General features: G+C 66.5%; 27 protein-coding genes. 14 read left to right on the top strand and 13 right to left on the bottom strand.

The window, feature by feature from the left end:
- Positions 1-7 precede the first annotated feature (7 nt).
- From ABWW33_RS30035 to ABWW33_RS30020, 4 genes are all read right to left on the bottom strand, one after another.
- Positions 8-394, bottom strand: a complete 387-nt coding sequence (locus tag ABWW33_RS30035; protein WP_353405114.1) for a hypothetical protein — start codon at positions 392-394, stop codon at positions 8-10.
- Positions 391-915 carry a hypothetical protein gene (locus ABWW33_RS30030; protein WP_353405112.1) on the bottom strand — a complete coding sequence of 175 codons (525 nt, stop codon included), beginning with the start codon at positions 913-915 and terminating at the stop codon, positions 391-393. Before ABWW33_RS30030 ends, ABWW33_RS30035 begins: the two co-directional genes overlap by 4 nt.
- A gap of 112 nt (positions 916-1,027) precedes the next feature.
- The gene (gene torT / locus ABWW33_RS30025; protein WP_176652651.1) at positions 1,028-2,176 is read right to left on the bottom strand and encodes a TMAO reductase system periplasmic protein TorT; all 1,149 of its coding nucleotides are present in this window, start codon (positions 2,174-2,176) and stop codon (positions 1,028-1,030) included.
- A gap of 97 nt (positions 2,177-2,273) precedes the next feature.
- On the bottom strand, positions 2,274-3,014 hold the full coding sequence (locus ABWW33_RS30020; protein WP_353405110.1) for an SDR family oxidoreductase: 741 nt from the start codon (positions 3,012-3,014) through the stop codon (positions 2,274-2,276).
- A gap of 98 nt (positions 3,015-3,112) precedes the next feature.
- Between ABWW33_RS30020 and ABWW33_RS30015 the strand changes: the two genes are divergently transcribed.
- The 3 genes from ABWW33_RS30015 to ABWW33_RS30005 are packed head-to-tail and all read left to right on the top strand — an operon-like array spanning position 3,113 to position 5,492.
- Positions 3,113-4,012 (top strand): AraC family transcriptional regulator, encoded by a 900-nt coding sequence (locus ABWW33_RS30015; protein WP_353405108.1) that lies wholly within the window; start codon positions 3,113-3,115, stop codon positions 4,010-4,012.
- 34 nt (positions 4,013-4,046) lie between these two features.
- Positions 4,047-4,703 (top strand): hypothetical protein, encoded by a 657-nt coding sequence (locus ABWW33_RS30010; RefSeq protein ID WP_353405107.1) that lies wholly within the window; start codon positions 4,047-4,049, stop codon positions 4,701-4,703.
- A 60-nt stretch (positions 4,704-4,763) separates the two neighbouring features.
- On the top strand, positions 4,764-5,492 hold the full coding sequence (locus tag ABWW33_RS30005; RefSeq protein WP_353405106.1) for an alpha/beta hydrolase: 729 nt from the start codon (positions 4,764-4,766) through the stop codon (positions 5,490-5,492).
- Positions 5,493-5,508: 16 nt separating this feature from the next.
- On the opposite strand, the gene ABWW33_RS30000 is transcribed toward ABWW33_RS30005, so the two are convergent.
- From ABWW33_RS30000 to ABWW33_RS29990, 3 genes are all read right to left on the bottom strand, one after another.
- Positions 5,509-7,074, bottom strand: coding sequence for a diguanylate cyclase (locus tag ABWW33_RS30000; RefSeq protein WP_353405105.1), 1,566 nt, complete (start codon positions 7,072-7,074; stop codon positions 5,509-5,511).
- A gap of 98 nt (positions 7,075-7,172) precedes the next feature.
- Positions 7,173-8,225, bottom strand: a complete 1,053-nt coding sequence (gene waaF / locus ABWW33_RS29995; RefSeq protein ID WP_353405104.1) for a lipopolysaccharide heptosyltransferase II — start codon at positions 8,223-8,225, stop codon at positions 7,173-7,175.
- Positions 8,222-9,466, bottom strand: a complete 1,245-nt coding sequence (locus ABWW33_RS29990; RefSeq protein WP_353405103.1) for an O-antigen ligase family protein — start codon at positions 9,464-9,466, stop codon at positions 8,222-8,224. Before ABWW33_RS29990 ends, waaF begins: the two co-directional genes overlap by 4 nt.
- 75 nt (positions 9,467-9,541) lie before the next feature.
- On the opposite strand from ABWW33_RS29990, the gene ABWW33_RS29985 reads away from it, so the two are divergent.
- Positions 9,542-10,354, top strand: a complete 813-nt coding sequence (locus ABWW33_RS29985; RefSeq protein ID WP_353405102.1) for a glycosyltransferase family 2 protein — start codon at positions 9,542-9,544, stop codon at positions 10,352-10,354.
- 17 nt (positions 10,355-10,371) lie between these two features.
- Here ABWW33_RS29985 and ABWW33_RS29980 read toward each other — a convergent pair whose 3' ends face one another.
- Both ABWW33_RS29980 and ABWW33_RS29975 read right to left on the bottom strand, forming a co-directional pair.
- Positions 10,372-10,983: a response regulator transcription factor gene (locus tag ABWW33_RS29980; RefSeq protein WP_353405101.1), complete on the bottom strand. Its 612-nt coding sequence runs from the start codon at positions 10,981-10,983 to the stop codon at positions 10,372-10,374.
- A complete protein-coding gene (locus ABWW33_RS29975) occupies positions 10,973-12,595 on the bottom strand; it encodes a sensor histidine kinase (RefSeq protein ID WP_353405099.1) in 1,623 nt (540 codons plus the stop codon). The genes ABWW33_RS29980 and ABWW33_RS29975 overlap by 11 nt, the downstream gene beginning before the upstream one ends.
- Before the next feature lie 365 nt (positions 12,596-12,960).
- On the opposite strand from ABWW33_RS29975, the gene ABWW33_RS29970 reads away from it, so the two are divergent.
- Both ABWW33_RS29970 and ABWW33_RS29965 read left to right on the top strand, forming a co-directional pair.
- A complete protein-coding gene (locus tag ABWW33_RS29970) occupies positions 12,961-13,935 on the top strand; it encodes a VirK/YbjX family protein (protein WP_353405098.1) in 975 nt (324 codons plus the stop codon).
- Positions 13,936-13,975: 40 nt separating this feature from the next.
- Positions 13,976-14,209, top strand: coding sequence for a DUF6139 family protein (locus tag ABWW33_RS29965; RefSeq protein ID WP_353405097.1), 234 nt, complete (start codon positions 13,976-13,978; stop codon positions 14,207-14,209).
- Between the two features lie 7 nt (positions 14,210-14,216).
- On the opposite strand, the gene dnaE is transcribed toward ABWW33_RS29965, so the two are convergent.
- Positions 14,217-17,774, bottom strand: coding sequence for a DNA polymerase III subunit alpha (gene dnaE, locus ABWW33_RS29960; protein WP_353405096.1), 3,558 nt, complete (start codon positions 17,772-17,774; stop codon positions 14,217-14,219).
- A gap of 129 nt (positions 17,775-17,903) precedes the next feature.
- On the opposite strand from dnaE, the gene ABWW33_RS29955 reads away from it, so the two are divergent.
- Positions 17,904-18,614, top strand: coding sequence for a hypothetical protein (locus ABWW33_RS29955; protein ID WP_353405095.1), 711 nt, complete (start codon positions 17,904-17,906; stop codon positions 18,612-18,614).
- Positions 18,615-18,625: 11 nt separating this feature from the next.
- Here ABWW33_RS29955 and ABWW33_RS29950 read toward each other — a convergent pair whose 3' ends face one another.
- Together ABWW33_RS29950 and ABWW33_RS29945 are read right to left on the bottom strand one after the other, a co-directional pair.
- Positions 18,626-19,045, bottom strand: a complete 420-nt coding sequence (locus tag ABWW33_RS29950; protein WP_353405093.1) for a type II toxin-antitoxin system VapC family toxin — start codon at positions 19,043-19,045, stop codon at positions 18,626-18,628.
- Entirely contained in the window at positions 19,042-19,284 is a 243-nt protein-coding gene (locus tag ABWW33_RS29945; RefSeq protein ID WP_353405091.1) for a type II toxin-antitoxin system Phd/YefM family antitoxin, read from the bottom strand. The genes ABWW33_RS29950 and ABWW33_RS29945 overlap by 4 nt, the downstream gene beginning before the upstream one ends.
- A gap of 141 nt (positions 19,285-19,425) precedes the next feature.
- Between ABWW33_RS29945 and ABWW33_RS29940 the strand changes: the two genes are divergently transcribed.
- The 7 genes from ABWW33_RS29940 (at position 19,426) to ABWW33_RS29910 (ending at position 26,363) form a co-directional block, all read left to right on the top strand.
- Positions 19,426-20,313 (top strand): sulfurtransferase, encoded by an 888-nt coding sequence (locus tag ABWW33_RS29940; protein ID WP_353405090.1) that lies wholly within the window; start codon positions 19,426-19,428, stop codon positions 20,311-20,313.
- An 87-nt stretch (positions 20,314-20,400) separates the two neighbouring features.
- Positions 20,401-22,047, top strand: coding sequence for a hypothetical protein (locus tag ABWW33_RS29935; RefSeq protein ID WP_353405088.1), 1,647 nt, complete (start codon positions 20,401-20,403; stop codon positions 22,045-22,047).
- The gene (locus ABWW33_RS29930) at positions 22,044-22,421 is read left to right on the top strand and encodes a GtrA family protein (RefSeq protein WP_353405086.1); all 378 of its coding nucleotides are present in this window, start codon (positions 22,044-22,046) and stop codon (positions 22,419-22,421) included. The genes ABWW33_RS29935 and ABWW33_RS29930 overlap by 4 nt, the downstream gene beginning before the upstream one ends.
- Before the next feature lie 4 nt (positions 22,422-22,425).
- Positions 22,426-23,271 (top strand): glycosyltransferase family 2 protein, encoded by an 846-nt coding sequence (locus ABWW33_RS29925; protein ID WP_353405085.1) that lies wholly within the window; start codon positions 22,426-22,428, stop codon positions 23,269-23,271.
- A complete protein-coding gene (locus ABWW33_RS29920) occupies positions 23,268-24,149 on the top strand; it encodes a lysylphosphatidylglycerol synthase domain-containing protein (RefSeq protein WP_353405083.1) in 882 nt (293 codons plus the stop codon). The genes ABWW33_RS29925 and ABWW33_RS29920 overlap by 4 nt, the downstream gene beginning before the upstream one ends.
- Position 24,150: 1 nt before the next feature.
- Positions 24,151-25,614: a hypothetical protein gene (locus tag ABWW33_RS29915; RefSeq protein ID WP_353405082.1), complete on the top strand. Its 1,464-nt coding sequence runs from the start codon at positions 24,151-24,153 to the stop codon at positions 25,612-25,614.
- On the top strand, positions 25,611-26,363 hold the full coding sequence (locus tag ABWW33_RS29910; RefSeq protein WP_353405081.1) for a glycosyltransferase family 2 protein: 753 nt from the start codon (positions 25,611-25,613) through the stop codon (positions 26,361-26,363). The genes ABWW33_RS29915 and ABWW33_RS29910 overlap by 4 nt, the downstream gene beginning before the upstream one ends.
- A 3-nt stretch (positions 26,364-26,366) precedes the next feature.
- Here the strand turns inward: ABWW33_RS29910 and ABWW33_RS29905 are convergent, their stop codons facing one another.
- Positions 26,367-26,570 (bottom strand): hypothetical protein, encoded by a 204-nt coding sequence (locus ABWW33_RS29905; protein ID WP_353405080.1) that lies wholly within the window; start codon positions 26,568-26,570, stop codon positions 26,367-26,369.
- Between the last annotated feature and the right edge of the window lie 12 nt (positions 26,571-26,582).

Here is a 26,582-nt window from a genome sequence, read left to right as displayed (position 1 = left end):
GGACGCCCTATGATGCCGCTACGCTCGGTATCCTGGGCAGTGTTTCCAGGCGTATTTCATCGTCAACGAACCGCATCCGTTGACACAATGCGTCGTCGACAATGAGCCGGCCTTCGCTGTCGATAAAGAATGCAAGATAAACCGTGCTGGCAAGGGCGGAGCGATATTGATCACGCAAATTATCAAGCTGGCGGGGAATGGAATTTTCGTCGCGAATGACTTTTACCTCAACAATAAAAGTCTCTTCGGTTTTCTTTTCTGCGCCCTTCCCCACCACCAAAATAGCAGTCCTGTGCTCGCCGCCACCCGGAACATCCTTGAATGTTTCGTAGCCGTTTCTTACCAAAGCAAGCGATATCAGTGACGTCGCAAATTTCTCGGAATTGTTCGTCATTTCCCCTCCTTACGGACGCTGAAAGCATACGCTTTCCGCGTCAATTGCGACTCAAATACCGGCATCTCGGCTTGGAAATAGGCGTGGACCTCATCATAAATCCTCAACCTGGTTTCCTTCATTGAAAGAGAAAAGATCCTGGGCACCACAGCAACGCCGCCTTGAAGTGATGCATCGACCGCCATCGCAAAAATCTCTTCCGAGTCGTCGCTCAAGCAGCCGACAGCGACCAAATATACAGGCACTTTGCGAGCGCAGGCCGTCCTCACTTCCTTTGCACTAAACCGTGCGGATATGCCTCGCCCCTGTCCCGGCACTTTGGTGGTTGTCTTGACCTGCAAAAAGAAGAATGGTCCGTACTCCGCCCCCTCTCCATCGAGCAAATTCACAATAAAATCCAGGAACTGTGTTTTCTCTCCAAGAAAAGTGACGGAGAATCGATAGACGTCATTGATTTTTCGCCGGAACAGCTGCGAAACAACGTCTTCACCAAGATTTCCAAGATGATTTGTTGTATTCACGATCTTTGACTAAGGTGACTGGATTTAGTTTATCGCAATGCGTCGAGTCTAGCGAATAGATGCAAGCGGTGCTTGCGCTGCCCCATGAAAGCGTACCGCTGCGGCGGCGTTGTCAATTCCGTGCCGGGTCGTAGGACAGCACCGGCTTGTAGCCGTCCGGCGCGATCGAGGTGTCGAACGGGTAGGTGGAGAAATTCGACTGGTCGACCACGCCCAGCTGCACCAGGATGGTGTGCGGCAGCTCCTTGCCGCGCCCTTCGAGCAGGTTGACGGCGGCGTTGATCACCACCCTGCCCTGGCTGACGCCCTTGGTGTCGGCGGCGGCGTAGATTTCCTTGTTGCGGATCAGGTGCGCGATGTCGCCCGTCAGGTCGTAGGCCACCAGCCGGATCTTGCCGTCCAGGCCGGCCTTTTTGAGCGGCGCCAGCGCGGCCGGCGCGCAGCCGGTGCAGCCGATCAGGTAATCGAGCTTGGCGCCATGCTTGGCCAGCATTTGCGTCGCCAGCTGCGCCTGCAGCGCGAAGTCGCTGTCGCCGTAGCGGATGTCGATGATGTTGACGGCGATAGGCGCTTCCTGCGCGGCGATCCGCGTGCCGTCCACCTCGCCCTTGACCCAGCCCGCCCCCATCGGCCCCGGCAGCAGCGCGATGTTGACCGACTTCAGGCCGCGCTGCTGGGCGTCGCGCACCACCCAGCGGGTCGCCTCCTGGCCCATGCCGCGCAGCGAGGTGGTGACCTTGATGTTCAGGTCGTCGCTGCGGCTGTCGTTGGCCAGCTCGAATACCGCGATGCCGGCCGCGCGCGCCTTGGCGATCGAGGCGTTGTTGGCCGTCATGCCGATCGGCGAGATGACGATGGCGTCGTATTTGGCCGCGATGGCCTGGTCCATCAGGCGCAACTGGCCCCGCAGATCGTCGTAGCCCGTGGCCGGCAGGATGTCGGCAGCGACGCCCAGCCGGCGGGCTTCGCTGACGACGGCGTAGGCGCATCCGGTCCAGTACGGGTCTTTCAGGTGCGGGAACAGAAAGGCGATGCGCCAGCGCTTGCCGGCCCGCGGCGCCATCGCATAATGGCCGGGCACGACGCGGCCGCTGGCCAGCGCATCGTCGGCCGAGCCGTTGGCCTGCAGCGGGCGGAAAATCGACAGCACCGGTATCGGCGCGAATTTCGCCGGCGCGGCGGCCTGCTCGGCGCCGGCGCGAAGGATGCCTAGCCCGAGCACGCTCAGGACCATCAGTTTTCGCACGCTGGGTATAGGCATCGGTACTTCTCATCCTGTGGGGCTTAACGCAATGTTACCTGTTGCGCGTCGATGCCGCCACCGCCGGCGCCAAAATCCCCACAAAGAACCAACACCGCTATGCCGCCGCCAGCGCCACCGCGTCGGCGCCGGCCGGGAAGCGCAGCTGCCCCGTCACATCGCTCGCCGCGCGCCACACCGCTTCGGCCACGTCGGCCTCGGTGGTCACCGCCGCCGGACTGGTGAAGGCGGCAAACACCGACTGCGCGAACGGCGCGTAGGCCGGCGGTATCAAGCCCTCCAGGCGCGGACCGGTGTTGCTGGAAAACGCGGTCGTCGGCCCATAGCCCGGCTCCACCAGCTTGACCCGCACGTCAAACGCGGCCAGCTCGTGGGCCAGCGACGCCGTGAAGGCTTCGATCGCCATCTTGCTGGCGGTGTACACGGCCACCATCGGCAGCGGCGCAAGCGTCGCGCTGGAAGTCACGTTGACCACGACGCCCGCGCGGCGTTCGCGAAATTGCGGCAGCAGCGCCTGCGTCACCGCCATCACGCCGAAGGTGTTGGTCTCGAACACCTCGCGCACCGTCGCCATCGGCGTCGCCTCGAAGGCGCCGAACAGGCCGATGCCGGCGTTGTTGACGAGCACATCGACCGGGCCGCAGGCGGCGACCGCGGCGGCGATGCTGTCCGCGCTGGTGACGTCCAGCGCCAGCACGCGCAGCCGGTCCGAGCGTGGCAGCACGTCCGCGCGCGGCGTGCGCATCGTGGCGATCACGTTCCAGCCCTGCAGCAGGAAATAGGACGCCGTCTCGCGGCCGTAGCCCGAAGAACAGCCGGTGATGAGGACGGTTTTCATGGTGATACTCCCTTGTGGTTTCGATGATGAAACGATAGTGGAGCCGTGCAGGATTGACTACAATGAGGCGTCCAGATTTCATTTGCGAGCGTCCAATCATGAACGATCCACTGTCCGAGGTCATCGCGCTGCTGCGGCCGCGGTCTGTGCTGTCGAAAGGCATCAGCGGCGCCGGCCGCTGGGGCGTGCGCTATTCGGACTTCGGCCAGCCCAGCTTCTGCGCGGTGCTGGAAGGCAGCTGCCGGCTGGCGGTCGACGGCGAGCCGGCCATCGACCTGGCGGCGGGCGACTTCGTGCTGCTGCCGGCCACGCCCGGCTTCACGCTGTCCGGCTTCGACCCGGTGACGCCCGAATACTACGACCCCAACGCCATGGCGGCGCAGAGCGGCGACGTCCGCCACGGCGTCCAGGCCGGAGCGCCCGACGTGCGCCTGCTGGGCGGCTACTTCATGTTCGACTCGCCCGACGCGGCCCTGATGGTGTCGCTGCTGCCGGCGCTGGTGCACGTGCGCGGCGCGCAGCGCCTGTCGGCATTGGTCGGGATGGTCGGCGAGGAGGCGGGCGCGCAACTGGCGGGGCGCGAGCTGGTGCTCACGCGGCTGGTGGAGGTGCTGCTGATCGAGGCGCTGCGCTCGACGTCGGAAGCGGGCGCCAGTCCGGGATTGCTGCGCGGCCTGGCCGACAGCCGCCTGGCGGCGGCGATGCGGCACATGCACGACACGCCGTCGCGCCCATGGACGGTGGCCGAGCTGGCCAAATCGGCCGCGTTGTCGCGCTCAGCGTTCTGTGCCCGCTTCCTGCGCGAGGTGGGCCTGGCGCCGATGGCCTACCTGCTGTCCTGGCGCATGGCGCTGGCCAAGGATCTGCTGCGCGGCCAGGAACTCGGTATCGAGGAGGTCGCCGGGCGGGTCGGCTACAGCTCGGCCAGTACCTTCAGCACCGCCTTCTGTCGCCACGTTGGCCAGCCGCCGCGCAGTTACGCGCGGGCGATGTTGTGATAATATAATCTTATCATAATACCAAGGAGACAGCATGACTTCGATCCAGCGGACGCTTGCCGCTCTCGCCCTCGCAGCCACCGCGCCTTTCGCGCTGGCCGACAACAACGCGCCGGTGGCCGCGCCCACGCCCGCCGTCGGCGATTCCTGGACCTACCAGTACACCGACGTGTGGAAAGGCGTGAAGGGCGGCCTCAACCGGCTGGAGGTGGCCGGCATCGACAACGCCGGCATCCACATCGACATCAAGCGCGCCGCCAGCGGAGCGCTGCTGAGCAAGCAGCTGCTCAGCGCCGAAATGAATCCCATCGATCGCGGCGCCATGCACTTCGCGCCGTCGTTCACGCGCTACGCCTTTCCGCTGGCGCCGGGCAAGGAGTGGAGCAGCGAAGTCGACGGCGACAATCCGAAATCCGGCAAGCGCTGGCGCTACTACGTCAAGGGCAAGGTGCTGAACTGGGAAAAAATCAAGGTGGCGGCCGGTGAATTCGACGCCTTGAAGATCGAGGTCGAGGCGCTGTATCGCGGCGAAGAGCCCGGCAGCAACGGCGGCAACGGCCAGCTGACCGAAACCGTGTGGTTCGCGCCGGCGGTCAACAACTTCGTCAAGATGGACTATCACGATACCGACTGGATGGGCCGGATCTACAACCGCGACAACTGGGAGCTGACCGCCTACGTGCGCAAATGAGCGCCGGCGCGGCGGGGACGGAGTAAACTAGTCCCAAAAAACCGCCACGCAGGAGGCGTGATGGCAACCGCTCCGCCCGACGCATCGCCGCCACCGCCCTACAGCGACGGCCGCCTGCACGCCCGTCCCGCCCTGCTGCATGCCGGCCTGCCGGCCGCGCCGCCGCTGCCGGCGGGCACCCACAAGCTGGCCTTCCCGGACGGCCGCCACGCGCGCCTGCATGTGCCGACACAGGATCCGCTCCAGCCGCCGAAGCCGCTGCCGCTGCTGGTGCTGCTGCACGGCGCCGGCGGCCAGCACGGCGGTGGCGACGCCATCGCGCTGGCGCACGCGGCGCGCCAAGGCTCGCTGCTGCTGATCCCCGATGCGCTGTCGACCAGCTGGGACGTGCTGCGCGGCGGCTACGGGCCGGACCTGGCCTTCGTCGACCGCGCGCTGGGCTGGATCATGCGCCGCTACGAGGTCGACGCGAGCGCCGTCGCCATCGGCGGCTTTTCCGACGGCGCCTCGTACGCGCTGTCGGTCGGCCTGATGAACGGCGACCTGTTCGGCGACATCCTGGCCTTTTCGCCCGGCTTCATGGCGCCGCTGCGGCGCACCGGCCAGCCGCGCGTGTTCGTCGCGCACGGCGTGGCGGACAAGGTGCTGCTGGTCGAACGCGGCAAAGGCATCGCGCTGCGCCTGGCCGGCGAAGGCTATGAGGTCAGGTATGCGGAGTTCGACGGCGCCCACGTCGTCTCGCCGCCGGTCGCGCGCGAGGCCTTGCGGCTGCTGGCGCAGCAGCGCTAGGCGCCAGACGACGAGGCTAGGCGCCGGGCGGCGGCGGGGACGCCGACGGCACGATAGGCGGCGCGGCAAGCACGCGGTTGCGGCCGGCCGACTTGGCGGCGTACAGCGCCTTGTCCGCCGCCTCCACCAGCATCCCCGGCAGGTGCACGCCGCGCTGCGGCGACAGCGTCGCCACGCCGGCGCTGATGGTCACCATGCCGAACGGGCTGCCGCTGTGCGGCGTGTTCTGCGCCACGATCGCCTGCCGGATGCGCTCGGCCACCGCCAGCGCGCCGTCCATGCCGGTGTCCGGCATCAGGATGCCGATCTCCTCGCCGCCGTAGCGCGCCACCACGTCGCCCGGACGCTTGGGCGTCAGCGCGCGTATCAGCTTGCTCAGCGAACGCAGGCAGTCGTCGCCGGTGCTGTGGCCGTAGACGTCGTTGTACTGCTTGAAGTAGTCGACGTCGATCATCACGAAGGCCAGCACGTGCTGGTGCCGCATCGCGCGGCTGAACTCATTGCCCAGCGTGACGTCGAACTGGCGGCGGTTGGCCAGCCCGGTCAGGCCGTCCTGCATCGCCAGCCGCTCCAGCGTGCGGTTGGCGCTTTCCAGCGCGTCGCGCGCCTGGCGCAACTCGGTCTCGGCCTGCGCCCGCAGATTGATCTGCCCCACCAGCCGCTTGCCGAAAAAGCCCAGCAGCGCCGCCAGCACCACCGCGCCGATCGAGCGGGTGAAACTGTCGTGCCGCCAGTGCTCCAGCATCTCCTGCTTCGACAGCGCCGCCGTCACGAACAGCGGATAGTATTCGAGCCTGCGGAAGTTATTCAGGCGCAGCTCGCCGTCGTTGGGCGAGGCGAAGAAGCCGCTGCCGCTTACCTCGCCGGCGCGCAGGTCGTGGATCGCGTGGAACACCTCGGTGCCGCGCAGGTTCATGCCGACCCGCTTCTCGTCGAAGGGGCGGCGCAGCAGCAGCACGCCGCTGTCGGAGATCAGCGCCACCGCTCCGCGCGCGCCGATGTCGAAGCTTTGGTAGTAGCGGCGGAAGTAATCGATGTCCAGCGTCGCCAGCGCCACGCCGCCGAAACTGCCGTCAGGCTTGTCCAGCCGGCGCGACACCGGAATGACCCACTTGCCGCTGCTGCGGCTGACCACCGGCTCGCCCACGTGCGCCTCGCTGCCGGCATGGGTGCGGTGATAGACGAAATACTCGCGGTCCGCGTTGTTGTTGGTCGGCGCCAGCATGTTGCGCGAGTTGACCACCCATGCACCGTTTTCGTCATAGACAAACAGGCCGGCCAGCTGCGGCAGGTTGGCCACGTGCACCATCATCTGGGCGTACACGCGCGCCCGTTGCGGCGCGGCGAGGCCGTCATGCTCGATGCGCTCGACGATGTCGGCCAGCGCGGTGTCGGCGGCCTTGATGGTGTCGTCCGCGTGCTGCGCCATCGCGCGCGCGACGTTGGACGTCAGGCGCTCCATCTCCTGCAACTGGGCGTCGCGGGCGGACAGGCTGCGCCAGATGTCGACGGCCACCAGCGACACGCACACGGCGCCGACAAATACGGTGGCCCAGAAAGTGATGGAAAATCGTTTAAACATGGCGAAGTGGCCCGTGATCGCGGGGCGAGGGTATTTCTGCTTTATACAGCAAATTGGAGCAACTGCGCCGTTTTGGAGGGCGCTGTTGCACAGCCGCCCTAGGGTGCCGACAGCATCGGCTGCAAACGGTGCCAGACCAGGTCCGGCGTCATCTTGACCATGCAATCCTGGTGGCCGAGCGGGCATTCGCGCTGCTTGCAGGGCGCGCAATCGAGGCGCAGCGAAATCGAGGCGGCGAGGTCGGAAAACGGCGGCGCATGATCGGGATCGGTGGGGCCGTACAGCGCCACCACCGGGCGGTTCAGCGCCGAGGCGATATGCAGCAGGCCGGAGTCGTTGCTGACCACGGCGGCGGCGCGCGCGATCAGCGCGATCGCTTCGGCCAGGCTGGTGGCGCCGGCCAGGTTGAACACCGCCTGCGCCGGCAGATCTTGCGCCACCTCGGCGCAGGCCTCCTTGTCCTTCGGCGATCCGAGCAGGGCGATCTGCGTGGCCGGGTCGCGCGCCAGGATGGCTTGCGCCAGGCCGGCGAAGTGGCGCGCCGGCCAGCGCTTGGCGCCGCCGAATTCCGCTCCCGGCGCAAACGCCACCAGCGGCCGCGCCTCATCGATGCCGGTGCGGACGCAAACGGCGGCGATCTGCGCCGCGCTGGCCGCCATCCGCGGCCGCGGCAGCGCCGCGCGCGTGGCCGCGCCCTGCACCGTCACCGGCGGCGCCGCCAGCGCCGCGTAGAACGCCGTCATCGGGCGCGGCGGCGCTTCGTCGAAGTGCATCACGTTGATCAGGCCATGGCGGCTCTCGCCCTTGTAGCCGACGCGGCGCCTGATGCCGGCCAGCCAGGGGATCAGCGCGTACTTGATGGTGTTCGGCAGCACATAGGCGTCGGCATAGCCGCGCCGGCGCAGCATGCGCGCATATTTCCAGCGCTCCTTGAGCTGCAGGGCGCCGTGGCGGAACGGCGTCTCCAGCACCTCGTCGACTTCGGCCATCTGCCGCCACACCGGCGACACCGCCGGCGGCGCCAGCACGTCGATCGGCCGCTCGGGATGGGCGGCCCGCAGCAGCTGCAGCAAGGGCTGCGCCATCACCGCGTCGCCGATCCAGTTGGGCGAGATCACCAGCGTGCGCGGTGACGAGGAATCATGGGTCATGGGGTCGTCCTTTCCTGCGCGTTCAGGCACAAGCCGATCAGCAGGAACAGCATCAGCGCGTAGAACATGCAGCTGCGCACCGACCAGAAGATCACTTCCGTCAGGCCGAAGCTGAAGTAGCTCAGCACCAGCAGCAGGCCGGCCAGCGCCGGCGCGGTGACGCCGGCCGCCGCCGATTCCGGACGGTTCAGCAGGCGCACGAAGAACAGGAAAGGCGCCACCAGCGTGGCGCCCCATACCAGCAGGCCCACCACGCCGCCGAACACCAGCGCCTGCAGGATGTCGTTATGGTAGTGCGGGAACTCCAGCACGTAGGGATGGACCTGGTGCGCCGCCACCAGCGCCGCCAGTTCCTCGCGCTCGGTGGCCGCGTTGGCGCCCAGCAGCGGACGGCGTTCGATCAGCCGCAGCGCGCCGCGCCACAGCTCCAGGCGGACGCCGACGTTGGTGTAGGTCTCGCCGCCGCTCATGTATTGCTGGATGTCGCTGATGCCCTGGTCGATGCGCATGCGGGCGCCCGTCTGCGGGATAAAGTAAGTGCTCACCATGAGCGCCAGCGCCAGCAGCGCCAGCCCCTTGCGCAGGCGGCCGCGCAGCACGTGGCCATAGCGCACCAGCACGATGATGGCGCAAATGATCGCCACCCAGCCGCCGCGCGTGCCGGAAGCGATCGAGCCGGTCAGGCCGGCCAGCGCGCCCAGCCCGGGCCAGATCGCGGCGCGGCCGGCGAAATCGAGCATGCCGGCCAGGCACAGCAGGCCCATGCACAGGACGATGTCGCCGAAGGTGATCGAGTTGATCAGGCCGCCGGGACGCTCGACGCCCATGCCCCAGCGCTGGTAGGCGATGAAGGCGGCGCCGGCCATGGAGCCGGCGATCAGGCCCCACCACAGGGCCTTGCGGCTGGGACGCAGCGCCAGCACCGTCAGCATGACGGTGGCCGCGGCCAGCATGCGGCTGGGTTTTTCCAGGTCGCGCAGCAGCGCGCCGGCGCTGAACCAGAAGTTGAGCAAGGCCAGCCCCAGCGCCAGACCGAAGGCGATCAGCACGCCGCGCACCGACGGCAGGTGGTGCTGCAGCGCCGGCCAGGCGCGGCGCCGGCAGACGATGGCCGCCAGCAAAAAGGCGAAACTGCAGAGGCCGACCCCGAAACTGCTGATCAGCGCCAGGAAGGGCAGCATGAAAATCAGGCTGTGGATAAAGACTGAGCTGGCGGAATTCTTTGGTAAGGTATTATTCATTCATTTTTATAGTTTTATATTGCAAGACGGCAATGTATCGACATCGCCATGCCCTGCAAGCGCAAAACATCCTCTATGCCATCCTCTACCATTTCCGTCGTCATCACCACCTACAACCGCCCGGACGCCCTGACCGCCGTGGTCGAGGCCTGCTTCGCACAGGACGATGCCGGATTCGAAATCATTATCGCTGATGACGGCTCCGGCCACAACACGCAGCAGGCGGTGGCGGCGCTGCAGGCGCGCTCGCCGGTGCCGCTGCGCCATGTGTGGCAGGAGGACCTGGGCTTCCGCGCCGCCCGCGCCCGCAACCTCGGCACCTTGGACGCCCGTGGCGACTACATCGTCTTCCTCGACGGCGATTGCGTGCCGCAGCGTAATTTTATCAGCCAGCACCGCAAGCTGGCGCAGCGCGGCTACCTGGTCCAGGGCAGCCGCATCCTGCTCAGCGAAGAGGCCACCGCGCGCGTGCTGGCGCAGCACCTGGACCTGCAAGCGCTGGGCACGGCCGAAAAGCTGGCCTGGCGCCGCAGCGGCGCGCTGAACAAGGTGCTGCCGCTGCTGCTGACCTTGCCGGATGTGGGCCGCACCAGCCGCCGCTTCACCTGGCGCCGCATCAAGAGCTGCAACCTGGCCGTGTGGCGCTCGGACCTGGACCTGGTCAACGGCTTCGACGAAAGCTTCCTCGGCTGGGGCCACGAGGACTCCGACCTGGTGGTACGGCTGTTCAATGCGGGGGTGATGCGCAAGGACGGCGCCTATGCCACCGAGGTATTGCACCTGTGGCACCGCGAAAACGCGCGCGACCAGGAAACCAGCAACCGCGCCACCGTGCTGCAGCGGGCCAGGGAGCGCACCGTGCTGGCGGTCAAGGGATTGAAGGACTAAAGGGTTGAAGGGCCGGCTCAGGCTTCGCCGTCGAGCATGCTGATGCGCACCAGGTCGGCCACGTTGTCGACCCCCAGCTTGCTCATCAGGCGCGCCTTGTGCACCTCCACCGTGCGCACGCTGATGCCCAGCGCCGGGCCGATCTCGCGGTTGTGGCGGCCCAGCACCACCAGCTGCATCACTTCCCGCTCGCGCGGCGTCAGCTCGTCCAGCAGGTCCCGGCTGCGGCTGCGGCGCTGCCGCTCGCTGTAGTCGGCGCGGGCGCGGCCCAGCGCCTCGTCGATGGCGGCGATCAGCTTGGCGTCGTCGAACGGCTTTTCCAGGAAGTCCACCGCGTCGGCCTTGAACGCCGCGCGCGCCATGCTGACGTCGCCGTGCCCGCTCATGATGATCACCGGTATGCGGCAGCCGCGCGCGGTCAGCTCCTGCTGCAGGCTCAGGCCGTCCATGCCGGACATGCGGATATCGATCAGCAGGCAGCCGGACCACGAGGCCTGCCACGCCTGCAGGAAGGCTTCGCCGCTGGCGAACATCGCCGTGCGGTAGCCGCGCACGCCCAGCAGCAGGCTGAGGGCGTCGCGCACGGAAGGGTCGTCGTCGACGATGAATACGGTCAAATCATGCTGCATAGCTCACCTGTTCTCCATCTTGTTCGGGCTTGTATTCCCCGCTGCGCGCCAACGGCAGCGCCATCCTGAAAATCCCGTGGTCGCCCACCTCGGCCCACAGCGAACCGCCGTGCGCCTCCATGATCGCGCGGCTCAGCACCAGTCCCAGGCCCAGGCCGCTGGCCTTGGACGACACGAACGGCTCGAACAGGCGCGCGGCCAGCGCCGCCGACACGCCCTTGCCGCTGTCCTCGACCGACAGCTGCAGGCAGCCGCGCTGGCTGTCGAGCTTTTCGGCCGACAGCGTGATGCGGCGCGCGCCGGCCGGCTGCTCCTGCACCGCCTCGATCGCGTTGGCGATCAGGTTGCGCAGCACCAGTTCCAGCTGCAGGCGGTCGGCCAGCACCGACAGCTGCGGTATCTCGCGCACCTGCAGCTCGACGCCCTGCTCGCGCAGCTGGCTGAAGAACTGCTGGCTGATGCCCGACACCAGCTGGCCGGCCTCGACCGGCTCCAGCTTCATCGCGCCGGTGCGGAAGAAATCGCGCAGCCGCCGCACCACTTCGGCGGCCCGGCCCGACTCGGCGATCATGCGCTGGATCGCGCTCTTCAGCATCTCGCTGCTGCCTGCCTCGCCCCGCTCGAGCAGGTATTCGCACGCCTTGCCGTAGGTGGCCAGCGCCGTCAGCGGCTGGTTCAGCTCATGCGCCAGCGCGGCGGCCATCTCGCCCGCCGCCGCCAGCCGCAGCGTTTGCTTCAAGTCGGCCGCGACCTTGCGCAGCTCATCGACCGCGATGCCGATCGAAAAGCCCACCAGCGCCAGCATCGCGTCGAGCATCTGCAGCTCCGGCACGGCGATATCGACCGCGTGGTTCCACTTGACCAGCGCGCCGATGCCGGCCTGCAGCGCGAACACCATCAGCGCCGTGCCGTACAGGCCCTGGCGGAACGCGGCCCAGATCACCGGCAGGAACAGGAAGTAAAAATGCTTGAACTCGGACGTGGCGATGGTGCCGAACACCATCCAGAGCACGAACAGGGCCAGCGCCAGGTAGCTCACCGTCTCGGCGCGCCAGACGATGGTGCGCAGCCGCTGGCGGCCCGGCGCGGTCGACAGCATCCAGATCAGCGGCATCGAGACCAGCACGCCCACCATGTCGCCGATGCCGAAGCGCAGCACCGCCATGCCCCACTGCCCGGCCGGGATCAGCCCCGCCGCCGACAGCAGCGAAATATAGACCAGGTCGTTGATCAGCGTGCCGAGCGCCACGATCAGCACCCAGCGGAACAGCCGGTCGCGGTTGTCGAACACGCCTCCGCCGCCGAACTGGCGCCGCAGCGCCGCGCCGATCAGGCCGTAGCCCACGGTCAGCCACAGCGACGACAGCAAGGTCACCAGCATGCCGGCCGGCATGCCGCGCACCAGCAGGTCGCCGCCGACCAGCGCGAGGAACCAGGGCAGCGCCGCGCGCCAGCCATGGCGCAGCCAGAACACCAGCCCCAGCGCCGGATCCGGATTCCACGGCGTGATGTTCAGCCCGTACAGCGGATCGATATAGGTGGCCCAGTCGAACAGCAGGTACAGCGCGATAAACGCTGGAAATTCGAGGTGGCGGAGACGGGATTGGGCCATCGGGCGATAATGCGTTCGGTAGCGTGTGATGTATCGTAATGTAGCATTATGCATGGGCAAAACCCATCGCGCATTGCTTTTTCCACCTACGTGTAACCCTTAAGGGTTTGGCATTCCCTCTATAGCACAGCAGTGAATTGCGCGCCGCAATTATTAAGTGGAATGCGTACGCCTTTACCCCAATTTACATTACGTTACACGATGGATACACTCGTTGCTTATCGTAATGGCACCTCCCATTGACTTGAAGACACAGGTTTCAACCTGTCAGATCGCCGCGCCCCACCCTAGCGCCGCAGGTCGTGTCTCTCGTGCAGCTGCCGCACTACAGCCCTTTGCAGCCCGTTTTCAAGAGAGACGTCACGATGTCGCACTTAATCACCATCCGTTCCGGCGCAGCAGATTTTCAAGGCCTGAAGCACCTGCGCGAAACGCTCAAGCTGTCGCTGCGCGCCGCCCTGCACCGCCAAGCCACCTATGGCTGGCTGCAGCTGCTCAATTCCCATCCGCTGTTCGCCGAGCTGGTCAAGGCCCGTCCGCGACTGGTCTACAAGATTTACCGCCCCTATCTGAGCAACACGATGGACTGCACGCAGCGCGTAGAACTGTTGCGGCAGCACTACCGCTTCGTGTTCCGCCACGGCCTGGGCCCGCTGACGGTGCGCGCCGCGCGCGGCCCGGTGGTGCTGGGCGGCGTGAGCGGCAAGTCCGGCCTGCCCTACCAGATCCGGCTGCGGGCGATCGAACCGATGGAGCGCGAAGGCGAGCTGGTGCTGCAACTGATGCAGGATGCCGAGCTGGTCTACAGCTGCGCGTTCTCGTTCTTCCAGGGCGAGCGGGGCACGGTGCTGGGCATAGGCTGCATGCAGGGGCCGAAGGGCGAGCAGGGCCTGCAGCTGATCAAGGACGCGACCCGCGAACTGCACGGCCTGCGGCCGAAGAACATGATGGTCAAGCTGCTGGGCCAGATCGGCCACGACTACGGCTGCGCCGAGCTGCGACTGGTCGGCAACGCCAACCGCGCCGTGTGCGGCGCCACCCGCCAGGGCAAGGTGCACGCCGACTACAATGCGCTGTGGCAGGAGATGGAGGCGCGCCCGCGCGCCGACGGCGACTACCAGCTGGACTGCGAGGCGATCAATCCGCCGGACCTGGCCGCCATCGCGTCGAAGAAACGCTCGGAGGCGCGCAAGCGCCACGACACGCTGACCGCGCTGGCCGAAGCCATCCGCGGCGGCCTGCAGGCGCCGCGCTTCGAGGCGGTGCCGACGCCGCTGAGCCAGAACTATTCCACCTTGGCACCCGGCGCACGCGACGGCGACGAATACGCATTGGCATAAAAATTCCGGTACCATGGCCTTTTCGTCCAAGGAGGGTGCCATGCGAGTGGATATTTATTGCCGAGATGAAGCGAAGGGCAAGCACAGCTATCTGGCTGTGCCGGAAGGAAAGCCCATCCCCGAGGAAGCCACCAATACCGACTGGCACCCCGAAGCCCAGCAGGTGGAAGTCGACGACAACCAGGACGACCTGTCCCGCTACCATATCGTTCACCCGCTGCAGCAGATCGGAGCCAAGGGATACGCCATCACCGGCGTGAACCAGCAGCTCTGATCACTGATCAATACTCGATCGCGACGTCCCTGGCGCCCAGCACCTGCTGCAGCGCCAGTTGCAGTTCGTCCGACGGCGCCACGCGCCAGCCCTCGCCCAGCTGCAGCACGCAGCTGACGCCCTGCGGCGTGATGCGCGCCGACACCGGCAGGCCGTCCGCGTGGCGGTGCGGCGCCAGCACCTCGGCCACCTTGCGCACGTCGACCGTGGTCGGCAAGGCCATGCCCAGCTGCTTGCCGTAGTTGACCCGCGCGGTGACGATGTCGAACACCTTCTCGGCCGAGATGCGCAAGCCGCCCGAGAAGCGGTCTTCCGACACCTTGCCCACCACGGCCAGGAACTCGTCGTCCTTGAACATGCGCTTGTTCTCTTCGAACACCTCGGCATACACGGTCACCTCGACCACCGCGGTCTTGTCGTCCAGGGTGACGATCAGGATCTTGCCCCGCTGCGTCATCTGCGGACGGATGCCGGTGATCACGCCGCACAGCATGCGCGGCTCGCGCGACGGCTCCAGCTCGGACAGCTTGGTGCGGGCGAAGCGGCGCGCTTCCGGCGCGAACGAGTCGAACATGTGGCCGGACAGATAGAATCCCAGCGCGATCTTTTCCTCGGCCAGCTTCTGGCGGTCGGTGAACGGCGCGGCCTTGACGTATTCCGGCGGCGCCACCAGGTCGGAATCGTCGCCGCCGAACAGGCTGACCTGGTTGGCCGCCTTGGCCTCCTGGTCCGCGCACTCCATGGCGAAGCTGACCGAGGCCAGCAGGATCGCGCGGTCGATGTTCAGGCAATCGAAGGCGCCGGCGCGTATCAGCGATTCGATGGTGCGGCGGTTGATCTGCTTCTTGTCGACGCGCTTGCAGAAGTCGAACAGGCTGGTGAACGGACCGCCGGCGGTGCGCGCGGCGATGATGGCCTCGATCGCGTTCTGGCCGGCGCCCTTGCAGGCGCCCAGGCCGTAGCGGATCTGCGTGACCTTCTTGCCGGTCACCGAAGGCGGCGGGCCGTCCGGCATGAAGCGGAAGTCGGACTTGTTGATGTCCGGCGGCAGGATGGTCAGGCCGCAGATGTCGATCGAGTCCTCGACCAGGATCTTGACCTTCTCGGTGTCCTCCATCGCCAGCGACATATTGGCCGCCATGAACGCGGCCGGATGGTGCGCCTTCAGGTAGGCGGTGTGGTAGGACAGCAGCGCGTAGGCGGCGGCGTGCGACTTGTTGAAGCCGTAGCCAGCGAACTTTTCCATCAAGTCGAAGATCTCGTCTGCCTTCTGCGCGGACAGACCGTCCTTGGCCGCGCCGGCGCGGAAGATCTCGCGGTGCTCCGCCATCTCCTCGGCTTTTTTCTTACCCATCGCGCGGCGCAACATGTCGGCGCCGCCCAGCGAGTAGCCGCCGACGATCTGCGCCATCTGCATCACCTGCTCCTGGTACACCATGATGCCGTAGGTTTCGGACAAAATGGATTCGGTGCGCGGATCGGGATAGTCGAATTTCTCGCCGTGCTTGCGCTTGCAGAAATCCGGGATCAGGTCCATCGGGCCCGGACGGTACAGCGCCACCAGCGCGATGATGTCCTCGAAGCGGTCGGGACGCGCGTCCTTCAGCATGCCCTGCATGCCGCGCGACTCCAGCTGGAACACGGCCACGGTCTTGGCCTTGGTCAGCAGCTCGTAGGACGGGCGGTCGTTCAGCGGCAGCTTGGCCAGGTCGAAATCGGCCTCCTTCGGATCGAGCGCCTTGATGTAGCGCACCGCGCGGTCGAGGATGGTAAGCGTGGTCAGGCCCAAAAAGTCGAACTTGACCAGGCCCACGGCCTCGACGTCGTCCTTGTCGTACTGCGACACCACGCCGCCGTCGCCGCCCTGCGTGTACAGCGGGCAGAAGTCGGTCAGCTTGCCCGGCGCGATCAGCACGCCGCCGGCGTGCATGCCGATGTTGCGGGTGATGCCTTCGACCTGCTGCGCCAGGTCCAGCAGCTGCGCCACTTCCTCTTCATTTTGCTGGCGCTCCTTGAGCATCGGCTCTTCCTCGATCGCCTCGGCGATCGACACCGGCTTGCCCGGCTTGAACGGAATCAGCTTGGACACGCCGTCGCAGAAGTTGTAGCCGAAGTCCATCACGCGGCCGACATCGCGGATCGCGCCCTTGGCCGCCATGGTACCGAAGGTGGCGATCTGCGACACGGCGTCGCGGCCGTACAGGTCCTTGACGTGCTGGATCACCAGGTCGCGCTTCTCCTGGCAGAAGTCGATGTCGAAGTCGGGCATCGAGACGCGTTCGGGATTGAGGAAACGCTCGAACAGCAGGTTGTACTTGAGCGGATCGAGGTCGGTGATCTTCAGCGCGTACGCCACCAGCGAACCGGCGCCCGAACCGCGGCCGGGCCCGATCGGCACGTCGTTGTTCTTGCCCCACTGGATAAACTCCGCCACGATCAGGAAGTAGCCGGGGAACTTCATGTTGATGATGGTGTTGTTCTCGAACTCCAGCCGGTCCTCGTAGCGCTTGCGGTTGGCCTCGCGCTTTTCCGGGTCCGGGTACAGCTGCACCAGGCGCTCCTCCAGGCCCTTCTTGGTTTCCGCGCGCAGGAAGTCGTCGATGGTCATGCCCGGCGTGGGGAAGTTCGGCAGCTGCGGCTTGCCCAGGGTCAGCGTCAGGTTGCAGCGCTTGGCGATCTCCACCGAGTTCTGCAGCGCGGCCGGCAGGTCGTGGAACAGCTCGCGCATTTCCGCCTGCGACAGGAAGCGCATCTGCTCGTTGAACCTGCGCACCCGCTTGTTATTGGCCAGCATCTCGCCTTCGGCGATACAGGTGCGGGCTTCATGGGCGATGAACTCGTCCTTGGAAATGAACTGCACCGGATGGGTGGCCACCACCGGCAGGCCCAGCTTGGCCGCCAGCGCGACCGCGTGGCGCACCTGGGTTTCCTGGTTGGCCTGGCCGGCGCGCTGGATCTCGACGTAGAAATGACCGGGGAAGAGCTTGGCCCACTTCTCGGCGTTCTTTTCGGCCAGCGCCGGGTTGCCGTTCTCGATGGCCTGGCCGACGTCGCCGAAGTGCGCGCCGGACAGCACGATCAGGCCGTTGGCCGGACTGTCGTCGGGCAGCAGCGCATAGGTCTTGGAAGTCAGCTCGGCCAGCCACTCGGTGCGGATCTCGGCGCGGCCCTTGTACTGGTTGGTCAGCCAGGCTTGCGACAGCAGTTCGCACAGCTGCAGATAGCCCATGCGGTTTTTCGCGAACAGCATCAGGCGCGACGGCTTTTCCCGGTTGTCGTCGTTGGTGATCCAGACGTCGACGCCGACCACCGGCTTGATGCCCTTGCCGCGCGCGGCCTTGTAGAACTTGACCATGCCGAACATATTGGCCAGGTCGGTGACGGCCAGCGCGGCCTGCTTGTCCTTGGCGGCGGCGCCGACCAGGTCGTCGATGCGGACCAGGCCGTCGACGATGGAATACTCCGAGTGCACCCGCAGATGGACGAAAGCCGGTCCGACCGGGGCTACCGCTGAAGTTACCGCCGGGTTGGCCACCACTTCTTGTTCGTTTGCTACCATGTTCATATGCCGCTCGTTGCTGGTTCGATATCCGGCTATTTTACCGTGCGGCGGCCTGGTGCGATGGAACAATATGGCGGGCATGGCTACTCATGGGCATACGCCCACCGCCGGGCCCAGCCATCCACGACAACCATGCCCAGCTTCCCGACCAGTCTTCCCCCCTTGCCGCCGGCCGACGCCGGCGCGCAGTATCTGCGCCCCGGCGAAGCCGGGACAGCCCAGGCGCAAGCCGGCGTGACGCAGGTGACGACAACCAACCGCCACGGCATCTCCAAGGCGGTGCTACGCATGGGAAATCTGCCAGACGAATTGATTGCCGACGTCGGTGTGTACTTGCAAGATCCACGCGACCTGCTGGCCCTCAGCCTTACCGGATCCGTCCAGCGTGCCGCGCTGGACGCGCAGATGCGCACGGTCCGCGCCGACGCCCTGATACCCAACATAGCCAACCCGGAGCAATATGCCACGGCGCGCGCGGCAGTGCGCCGCGTGCGGGAGCCGCTGCGCGCCGAACGCATCGCTGCGCTGACCAACAAGATCCAGCACAGCGGCGACCGGCCTGTGGCCGCTTTCCAGCACCTGGTCGCAGACCTGACGGAACTTTCGCCGCCCCATCGCGCAGACGCGTTCGCCCGGCTAACCGACCTGTTGCGTCTGATGAGTGTGGGCCACATCCCGCTGGAGCGCGATCAGCGGCGCGGCCATGCGGCCCTGCTGAAGCTGGCGCAGGAAATGCCGCCCGCCCTTCAGCGCGAGCCGCTGAGATGCCTGTCGCAAGCCTGGCTGCCACCCGACTGCGTCGCGCAAGCAAGGGCTGCGCTGGCGGCGCTTGGCCCCGGCTGACGGCCGGCGGGCTATTGAAATACGGCGATGCCCGCCGCGCCCGCAGCTTTGATCAGCTTGGCATCGAAGCTGGCGAGTGCACCGCTGCTGCGCAACGCCAATTCCAAATAGCACGCATCGTACGCGGTCAGGTCGTATAGCCTGGCCAATGCCATGATCGCGTCCCGATGCGCCGCGGTTTCGGCGACGTCGACGCGGATAGACAGCCGATCCAGCCGCCGCAGGAAATCGGCGCCCTGGACGGGGGTGATGACGCGGCGGCGCTCTCCGACCAGCAAGGCATTGGCAACTTCAACATGCCACAGCGCAGGCACGCTGGCCGACGCCCCGGACAAAGCCTGCAGCGCCCGGTCGGCGAGATCCCGCTCTGCGGCGTCCGCCCGCTCAAAGATCCAGGACAGCACCATGGACGCATCCAGCACCAACATCATCGGCGCCCCTCGCCTATCCATTCCAGCACCTGATGTCCATCGACGCCCGTGATTTTCTTGAGTTGCCGCATCGCCTCCACTGCGGCATGACTGCTGCCAGCCGTGGCACTGCCAAACGGCACCAGATCCGCCACCGGCTCGCCGCGAACCGTGATGGTATAGCGCTGCCCCCCGCGCACTTCGCGCAGCAATTCAGAAAGTTTTGCCTTCGCATCAAATGCGCCGATCTCTTTGTACATGGCGACCTCGACCTAGTTCACGACCTAGTTTGATTTTACGCTTGTTCAATGCGTTGCGGTGCTCATTTTTTGTGCAGACCCTCGATAAAATGCCACACTAACGCGTATAATGTCGGCTCTTCAATTTGATCTCATTCCATCATGCACGCTAATACTGCTTTACAAGCTGAAGCGCATGCCGCCGCCATCGCTGCCGCTGCCGCTCACGTCAACATTGCCGCCTACAAGTTCGTCACCTTCGACAACACCGAAGAGATGCGTCCGCTGTACCAGGACATCTGCAAGCGGCTCGGCCTCAAGGGCACCATCCTGCTGACGCCCGAGGGCATCAATATGTTCCTGTCCGGCCCGCGCTCGCACATCGACGAGTACCTGGCCTGGGTGCGCGCGGACGCCCGCTTCGCCGACCTGGAAGTGAAGGAAAGCTATTCGGTCGAGCAGTCGCACAAGCGCATGCTGGTCAAGATCAAAAAAGAAATCATCACCATGCGCATGCCGCTGATCAAGCCGGAGGAAGGCCGCGCGCCGTTCGTCGAGGCGCACACGCTCAAGCGCTGGCTAGACAACGGCGTCGACGACCACGGCAAGCCGGTGGTCATGGTCGACACCCGCAACGACTTCGAGGTCGACGTCGGCACCTTCGACAACACGGTCGACTACCGCATCAAGAAGTTCACCGAGTTCCCTGAAGTGATCGCCGCCCACAAGGGCGACTTCGAGGGCAAGACCGTGGTCACCTTCTGCACCGGCGGCATCCGCTGCGAAAAAGCCGCGATCCACATGCAGAACATCGGCTACGAAAACGTCTACCAGCTCGAAGGCGGCATCCTCAAGTACTTCGAGGAAGTCGGCGGCGCCCACTACACCGGCGACTGCTTCGTGTTCGACTACCGCACCGCGTTGAACCCGAAACTGGAACCGACCGAGACCGTGCAATGCTTCGTCTGCCGCGCCGTGGTCACCCCGCGCCAGCAACTGTCGCCGGAGTATGTGTACGAGAAGTCCTGCCCGCACTGCTACAAGGGTTAACCGGGCCGGCTCGACAGTTGTGGTTCGTTCCCAGGCTGATAAGCTTTATAATCAGGCAATTCCCTGCCGGAAACGAACACAACAACAATGTCCATCGAAAAAATCAAACTGGCGGCGGCCTGGCTGCTGCTTGCCGCCACCGCTACGCTGCTGCGCTTCAAAGTCACGCTGAACAGCGACACGCTGTTCCTCGATTCCCTGTTCACCGACCTGTTCCAGCACGGCGGACGCTGGACGGAATGGAAATTCGTCCAGGCCCCCGCCTTCGTGCCCGACATGCTGCTGTACCTGATCGCCTATCCGCTGTGGCCCGACGCGCCCGGCCGCATCTTCGCGGTGTCGGCCGCGCAGGTGCTGCTGCTGGGCGCCGCCGCGCTGTGGTGCGCGCGCCAGGTCGCGCCGCAACTGAGCCGCTCGGCGCAGGCCGCGCTGCTGTTGTTGCTGGCCTACGTGACGCTGACCGCGTCCGCCTCGGGCATGTGGTTTTATTTTTACAGCACCAACAACCACCTCGGCGCCACCATGGCCGGCCTGGTCGGGCTGGGCCTGCTGCTGCGTCACCTGGCCGCGCCGCGCTGGAGCACGGCGCTGCTGCTGGTGTTGCTGATCGCCGCCGCCAAGGCCTCGACCCGGCTGTTCGCGCTGACCTTCGTCACGCCGCTGGTGGTGCTGGCGGCGCTGGCGCTGATCGCCCTGCCGAAACAGTCGCACCTGCCGCTGCGCTGGCGCCGCCAGGCCTGGCGCCTGCTCGGCCTGCTGGCCGCCTCGCAGCTGCTGGCCTCGGCGCTGGAAGCGCTGCTGATCCGTAACATCCCCTACGAAGGCCACGCGCACGCCTCGCCCGAGACGGTCGGCAACTCGCTCAAGCTGTTCATGCAGGCCACCGCCGCCGCGTTCTCGCCGTCCAACCACTGGGTGCAGGCGCTGGCCATCGCGCTGCTGCTGGTGCTGGGCTACCTGCTGGTGGCGCTGCTGCGCCGGCTGGAGCTGGATCCGGCCGGCCCGGCGCTGCGCTGGCCGCGCCTGGGCGGCGATCTCGGCTGGCGCTACGGCGCCGCCGCCGCGCTGCTGTGCGTGGCGCTGCCGGTCACCGTGGCCGGCTCGGTGCTGTCGTCCGGCTTCGGCGACCTGAACTCCTACCGCTACTTCACCTTCCCGCTGACGCTGGCCTGCGTGCTGGCCGTGATCCTGCTGGACCACCATCACCGCCGCCGCGCGCTGGCCTGGCACGTGGGCGCCGTGCTCGGCGCGGCCGTCATCGCCGCCGGCGCCGTCCAGGTCACGCGCCAGCAACAACCCAACGTCGACATGGCCAGCAGCGTGGCCGACTGCCTGAAGGCGATCGAGGCCGGCGGCTTCCCGCTCAAGGCCGGCATCGGCGACTACTGGAACGGCAGCGCCATCAGCTACTACCTGCCGCGCCACAATCCGGTGACGATCACCACCAACGACACGGTGCCGATGTTCTGGGTGACCACCCTGGGTCCGCTGCTGCGTCCGCAAAACTATCCGGCGCACCAGCACTACAACTTCGCGCTGCTGCGCGACAACGGCGCCGGCGGCCAGTTCGACTACACGCCGGACACCATCGGCAAGCTGCTGCCGCCGCCCAGCCGCATCCAGGCCTGCCCGGTCGACCGCATGCAGATCTGGCTGTACGACGGCGACCAGCTCGACACCACCATGGCCCGCGTCAAGGCCGACTACCTCGCGCGCCGCGCGGCCAAGAAATGACGATGCTGCTGCGCTTCGTCGCGCTGTCCGGCCTGGGCTGGCTGTGCGACATGGCCACCTTCACGCTGCTGGTCAAGCTGGCCGGCTGCCCGGCGCCGCTGGCCAATATCGCGTCGTCGTACGCCGGCGTCACCTTCGTCTGGTTCACCTCGCTCAAGTCGGTGTTCCAGCACAGCGGCCCGCGCGGCGGACGCCACCTGCTGATCTACTGGGGCTACCAGCTGCTGTCCATCCTCGCCTACTCCCACATCCTGGGACTGGTCGCGGCCGCGCTGCCCAACCCGCTGGTCGCCAAGATCTTCATCACCCCGTTCAACCTGGTCACCAACTTCATCTTCATGAAGACGCTGACCCGCACCATGCGAGCACCATAAAACCATGAACACACCCCGTCCACGCATCCTGGTCTTCATTCCCGCCTACCGCTGCGAGGCGCAGCTGGTGCGCGTCATCGACCAGTTCGACCAGCGCGTCCAAGGCTGGATCGACACCGTGATGGTGGTCGACAACCGCTCGCCCGACCGCACGCTGGAAGCGGCCATCGAGCGCGGCCGCGAGAAGCTGACCGGCTGCCACTTCATCGCATGGCGCAACGACGACAACTACGGTTTGGGCGGTTCGCACAAGGCCGCCATGCGCTACGCCATCGAGCAGGGCTACGACTACCTGGTGGTGCTGCACGGCGACGACCAGGCCAGCATCGCCGACCTGATCCCGCAACTGGAGCAAGGCGCGCACCTGGACGCCGATTGCCTGCTGGGCGCGCGCTTCATGCGCGGCAGCCGCCTGCAAGGCTACTCGACGCTGCGCACGGTCGGCAACGTGGTGTACAACAAGCTGTTCTCGCTGGTGGCCTGGCGCCGCATCAGCGACCTGGGCTCCGGCCTGAACCTGTACAAGCTGGCGGCGCTGCGCGAGTTCTACTATCGCGGCTTCCCCGACGACCTGACCTTCAACTACGTGATGCTGCTGGCCAGCTATCACCGCGGCCAGCGCGTGCGCTTCTTCCCCATCAGCTGGCGCGAGGAAGACCAGGTCTCGAACGTGCGGCTGTTCCGCCAGGCCTTCAAGGTGCTGTCGCTGCTGGGCGGCTTCCTGCTGGGACGCGGCGGCTTCCTGCGGCGCGACCTGCGCGCCCGCGCCATCGACGCCTATACCGGCCAGATCGTCCACAACCAGGCGCCGGTACAGGACAAACCGTCCGCCGCAGGCTCGCATCCATGATACGCGCGGCGCCCCGGCTGGTCCCGGCCTACTGCACGGCGCTGGCGCTGCTGGTGCCGCTGTGGCTGCTGATGCACTGGACGCCGGTGGCCGAGCTGCTGCACCACGGCGACACGCCGCTGCTGCTGGCCGTCTGCGCGCTGTATGGCGCGGCCCATCTGTCGCGCATGCTGCGGCTGGCGTTGCTGACCTTGAACCAGCGCGACAAGGCGCCGGCGCTGGCCGCCGCCCACGCGCTGACCGCCTTCCCTAGCAGCCTGCTGCCGTTCAAGATCGGCGAAGTGCTGCGGCTGGCCGCGCTGTTCCACGTCTACGACTACCGGCGCGAAGCGCTGGCCGTGTGGCTGGCCGAACGCTTCGGCGACGTGCTGGTGCTGGCCACGCTGATCCTCGGCCTGTATCTGCTGCGGGTCGACGTGCCGCCGGCGATGCGGCTGGTGTTCGTGCTGTTCGTCGTCGTCAGCGCCTTCGCGCTGACCGCGCTGTTCGCCGTGGCCAAGACCTTCGTCTACCTGAACCGGCACCTGGTGTTGAGCAGCCACAGCGCGCGCGGCCTGCGCCTGCTGCGCGCCAGCCATGCGCTGCGCCAGCTGGAGCTGGCCATCTACCGCGCGGTCGAGGGCCGGCTGGCCGGCTTCCTGCTGGTGTCGCTGCTGATCTGGGTGCTGGAGATCGCCGCGCTGGCACTGTTCATCCAGCTGATGGCCGACGGCTGGTCCGGCTTCGCCGGCCTGTTCGCCAGCGGCGTCATGGCCAGCCTGGCCGGCAGCGGCTCGGCCGCGTATGGCCTGTACCGCTCGCTGGCGCTGGTCGCCCTGACCCTGCTGTTCCTGGCCGGCCTCGCGCTGGCCGCCCGCATCCGACACACAAGGCCCTGATATGTCCACCCTGCACGACAACATACTGCTGATACTGGACGACCGCGAAATCGCCGCCGGCGACGTGCGCGGCGTGGTCGGCGCGCGCCGCTTCGGCGACATCATGTTCCAGCGCCGCCGCCTGGTCGACCACTTCCGCGCCGGCCTGCCGGCCTGGGCCGCCAGCCGCCTGATCCACCTGCGCGGCGCCGACGACCTGCCGGCGCTGCGCGCCGCGCTCGAAACCAGCGGCGAGGAATGCGGCGTCTGCGTCATCGCCGGCCGCGCCGGCTTCGCCGAGGCCGAACGGCTGCTGCAGCTGGTCGAGCGCCTGCCCTATGCCGAGGAAGATTTCACCGACCGCCTGTACCAGCCGCTGCTGGTATTCCTGCGCAACGCCCACCGCCTGGTCGAGCAATGGCAGGAATTCAGCGCCGCGCCGCTGCACCGCTGGGAACTGGCGTGGCACGGCTGCCAGCGCATCGCCTCGGTGCAGCCGCTGGACCTGGCGCGCATGCGCGACTTCCTGTCCTTCATCAGCGGCGCCACCGCCGCGCGCCACTTCAATCAGGTCAAGCTGGACGCCTACTACTACACCAAGAGCTCGGCCGACGTGGCCAAGATGCGCGCCGAATACGCGTTCTACGGCCTGGTGCCGGAAGCCATGCGGCCATGGCTGGTGCAACCGTTCGACTACCAGGAGAGCGACGGCCGCGCCTCCTACCGCACCTTGCGCTACTACCTGGCCGACGCCGCGCTGCAATGGGTGCACGGCGCCTTCGACGCCGACGCCTTCGACAGCTTCGTCGAGCGCCTGCTGTTCTTCATGGCCGAGCGGCCGCGGCGCGCCTGCGGCAAGGCCGAGTCGGCCGCCGCCGCGCGCGCGCTGTTCGTCACCAAGCTGGAGCAGCGCGCCGAACAATTCCTGGCCACCGACGCGGGCCGCCGCATCGACGCGCTGGCCGCCAGCGCCTCGCCCCACCTGACGCTGGCGGCGCAGGTCGAGCGCTTCCGCCGGTTGTACCAGCGCCACGAGAAAAGCTTTGCCTTCGACCACATGGCGATCGGCCACGGCGACCCGTGCTTCTCGAACGTGCTGTACGACCAGCAGCGCTACCTGCTGCGGCTGATCGATCCGCGCGGCGCCGTCAGCGAGGAGGCGCTGTGGACCCATCCGCTGTACGACATCTGCAAGCTGTCGCACAGCGCGCTGGGCGACTACGACTTCATCAACAACAACCTGTACCGCATCGGCTTCGACGACGGCAACGCGCTGCAGCTGCACCTGGAGCACAGCAACCACGCGTCGCTGAAGCCGGTGTTCCAGCGCCAGCTGAAGGCGTCCGGGCACGACGAGCGCATCGTGCGGCTGGGCGAGGCCTCGCTGTTCCTGTCGATGCTGCCGCTGCACCTGGACGTGCCGAACAAGGTCATGGCCTTCCTGCTGAAGGCCGACGCCATACTGGATCTGGTGGAAAATCAATGAAGCAAAACATCGTCATCACCATGGCCGGTCGCGGCTCGCGCTTCACGGCGGCCGGCTACACCATGCCGAAATACGAAATCATGGCGCACGGCGCCAGCCTGTTCGACTGGTCGATGCGCTCGCTGCAGCACTTCCTGACGGCCGGCAGCCGGGTGATTTTCGTCTGCCTGAAAGAGAACGATTCGGCGCCGTACGTGCGCGCACGCTGCGCCGCGCTGGGCATCGCCGACATCCGCATCCTCGAGCTGGACGAGCTGACCGACGGCCAGGCCACCAGCGCCTACCTGTCGCGCGCGCTGTGGCTGGCGGATGCGCCGCTGCTGGTCTACAACATCGATACCTATGTCGAGCCGCAGGCGCTGCAACCGTCGCAGATTCGGGAAGGATCGGACGGCTGGGTGCCGTGTTTCCAGGTGCCGGGCGAGCACTGGAGTTTCGTGCGCCTGGGCGCCGACGGCTGGGCCGTGGACCTGGCGGAGAAGCAGCGGATTTCGGAGTATGCGTCGATCGGCCTGTACTGGTTCGCCGACGGCGCCGGCTATGCCGATGCCTACGAACGCTTCTTCGCCGATCCGGCCAACCTGGTGCGGGGTGAACGCTACATCGCGCCGCTGTACCGCCAGCTGCTGCGCGACGGCGGCAAGATCTCGATCAGCGACCTGGCGCCGGACAGCGTGCACGTGCTGGGCACGCCGGCCGAGCTGGAGCTGTTCCTGGCGCGCGGCCCGGAGCAGCTCAAGGCGGATTGAGGTTTATTGCGTGGTGCGCGGCACCAGTTGCTGCAGCGCCGCCTGGTAGGCGTTGCGGGCGGTCTGGTACACCGCCAGCTTGGCGTTCAGCTCGCTCATCTGCGCATCGACGAATTGCAGGTTGCCGACCTGCTCCTTGGCCTCCTCGCTCAGCTCGCTGAGCTTGAAGGTGACGCCGTCCACGGTGACTTCGATTTCGTCGTCCATAATTCCTTTCGC

It is taken from the genome of Duganella hordei (assembly GCF_040369125.1).
In the GTDB taxonomy this organism is placed as follows: Bacteria; Pseudomonadota; Gammaproteobacteria; order Burkholderiales; family Burkholderiaceae_D; genus Rugamonas; species Rugamonas hordei.
The sequence above is the reverse complement of the archived record's forward strand: the minus strand, read 5'-3'. Positions and strand labels throughout refer to the sequence as shown.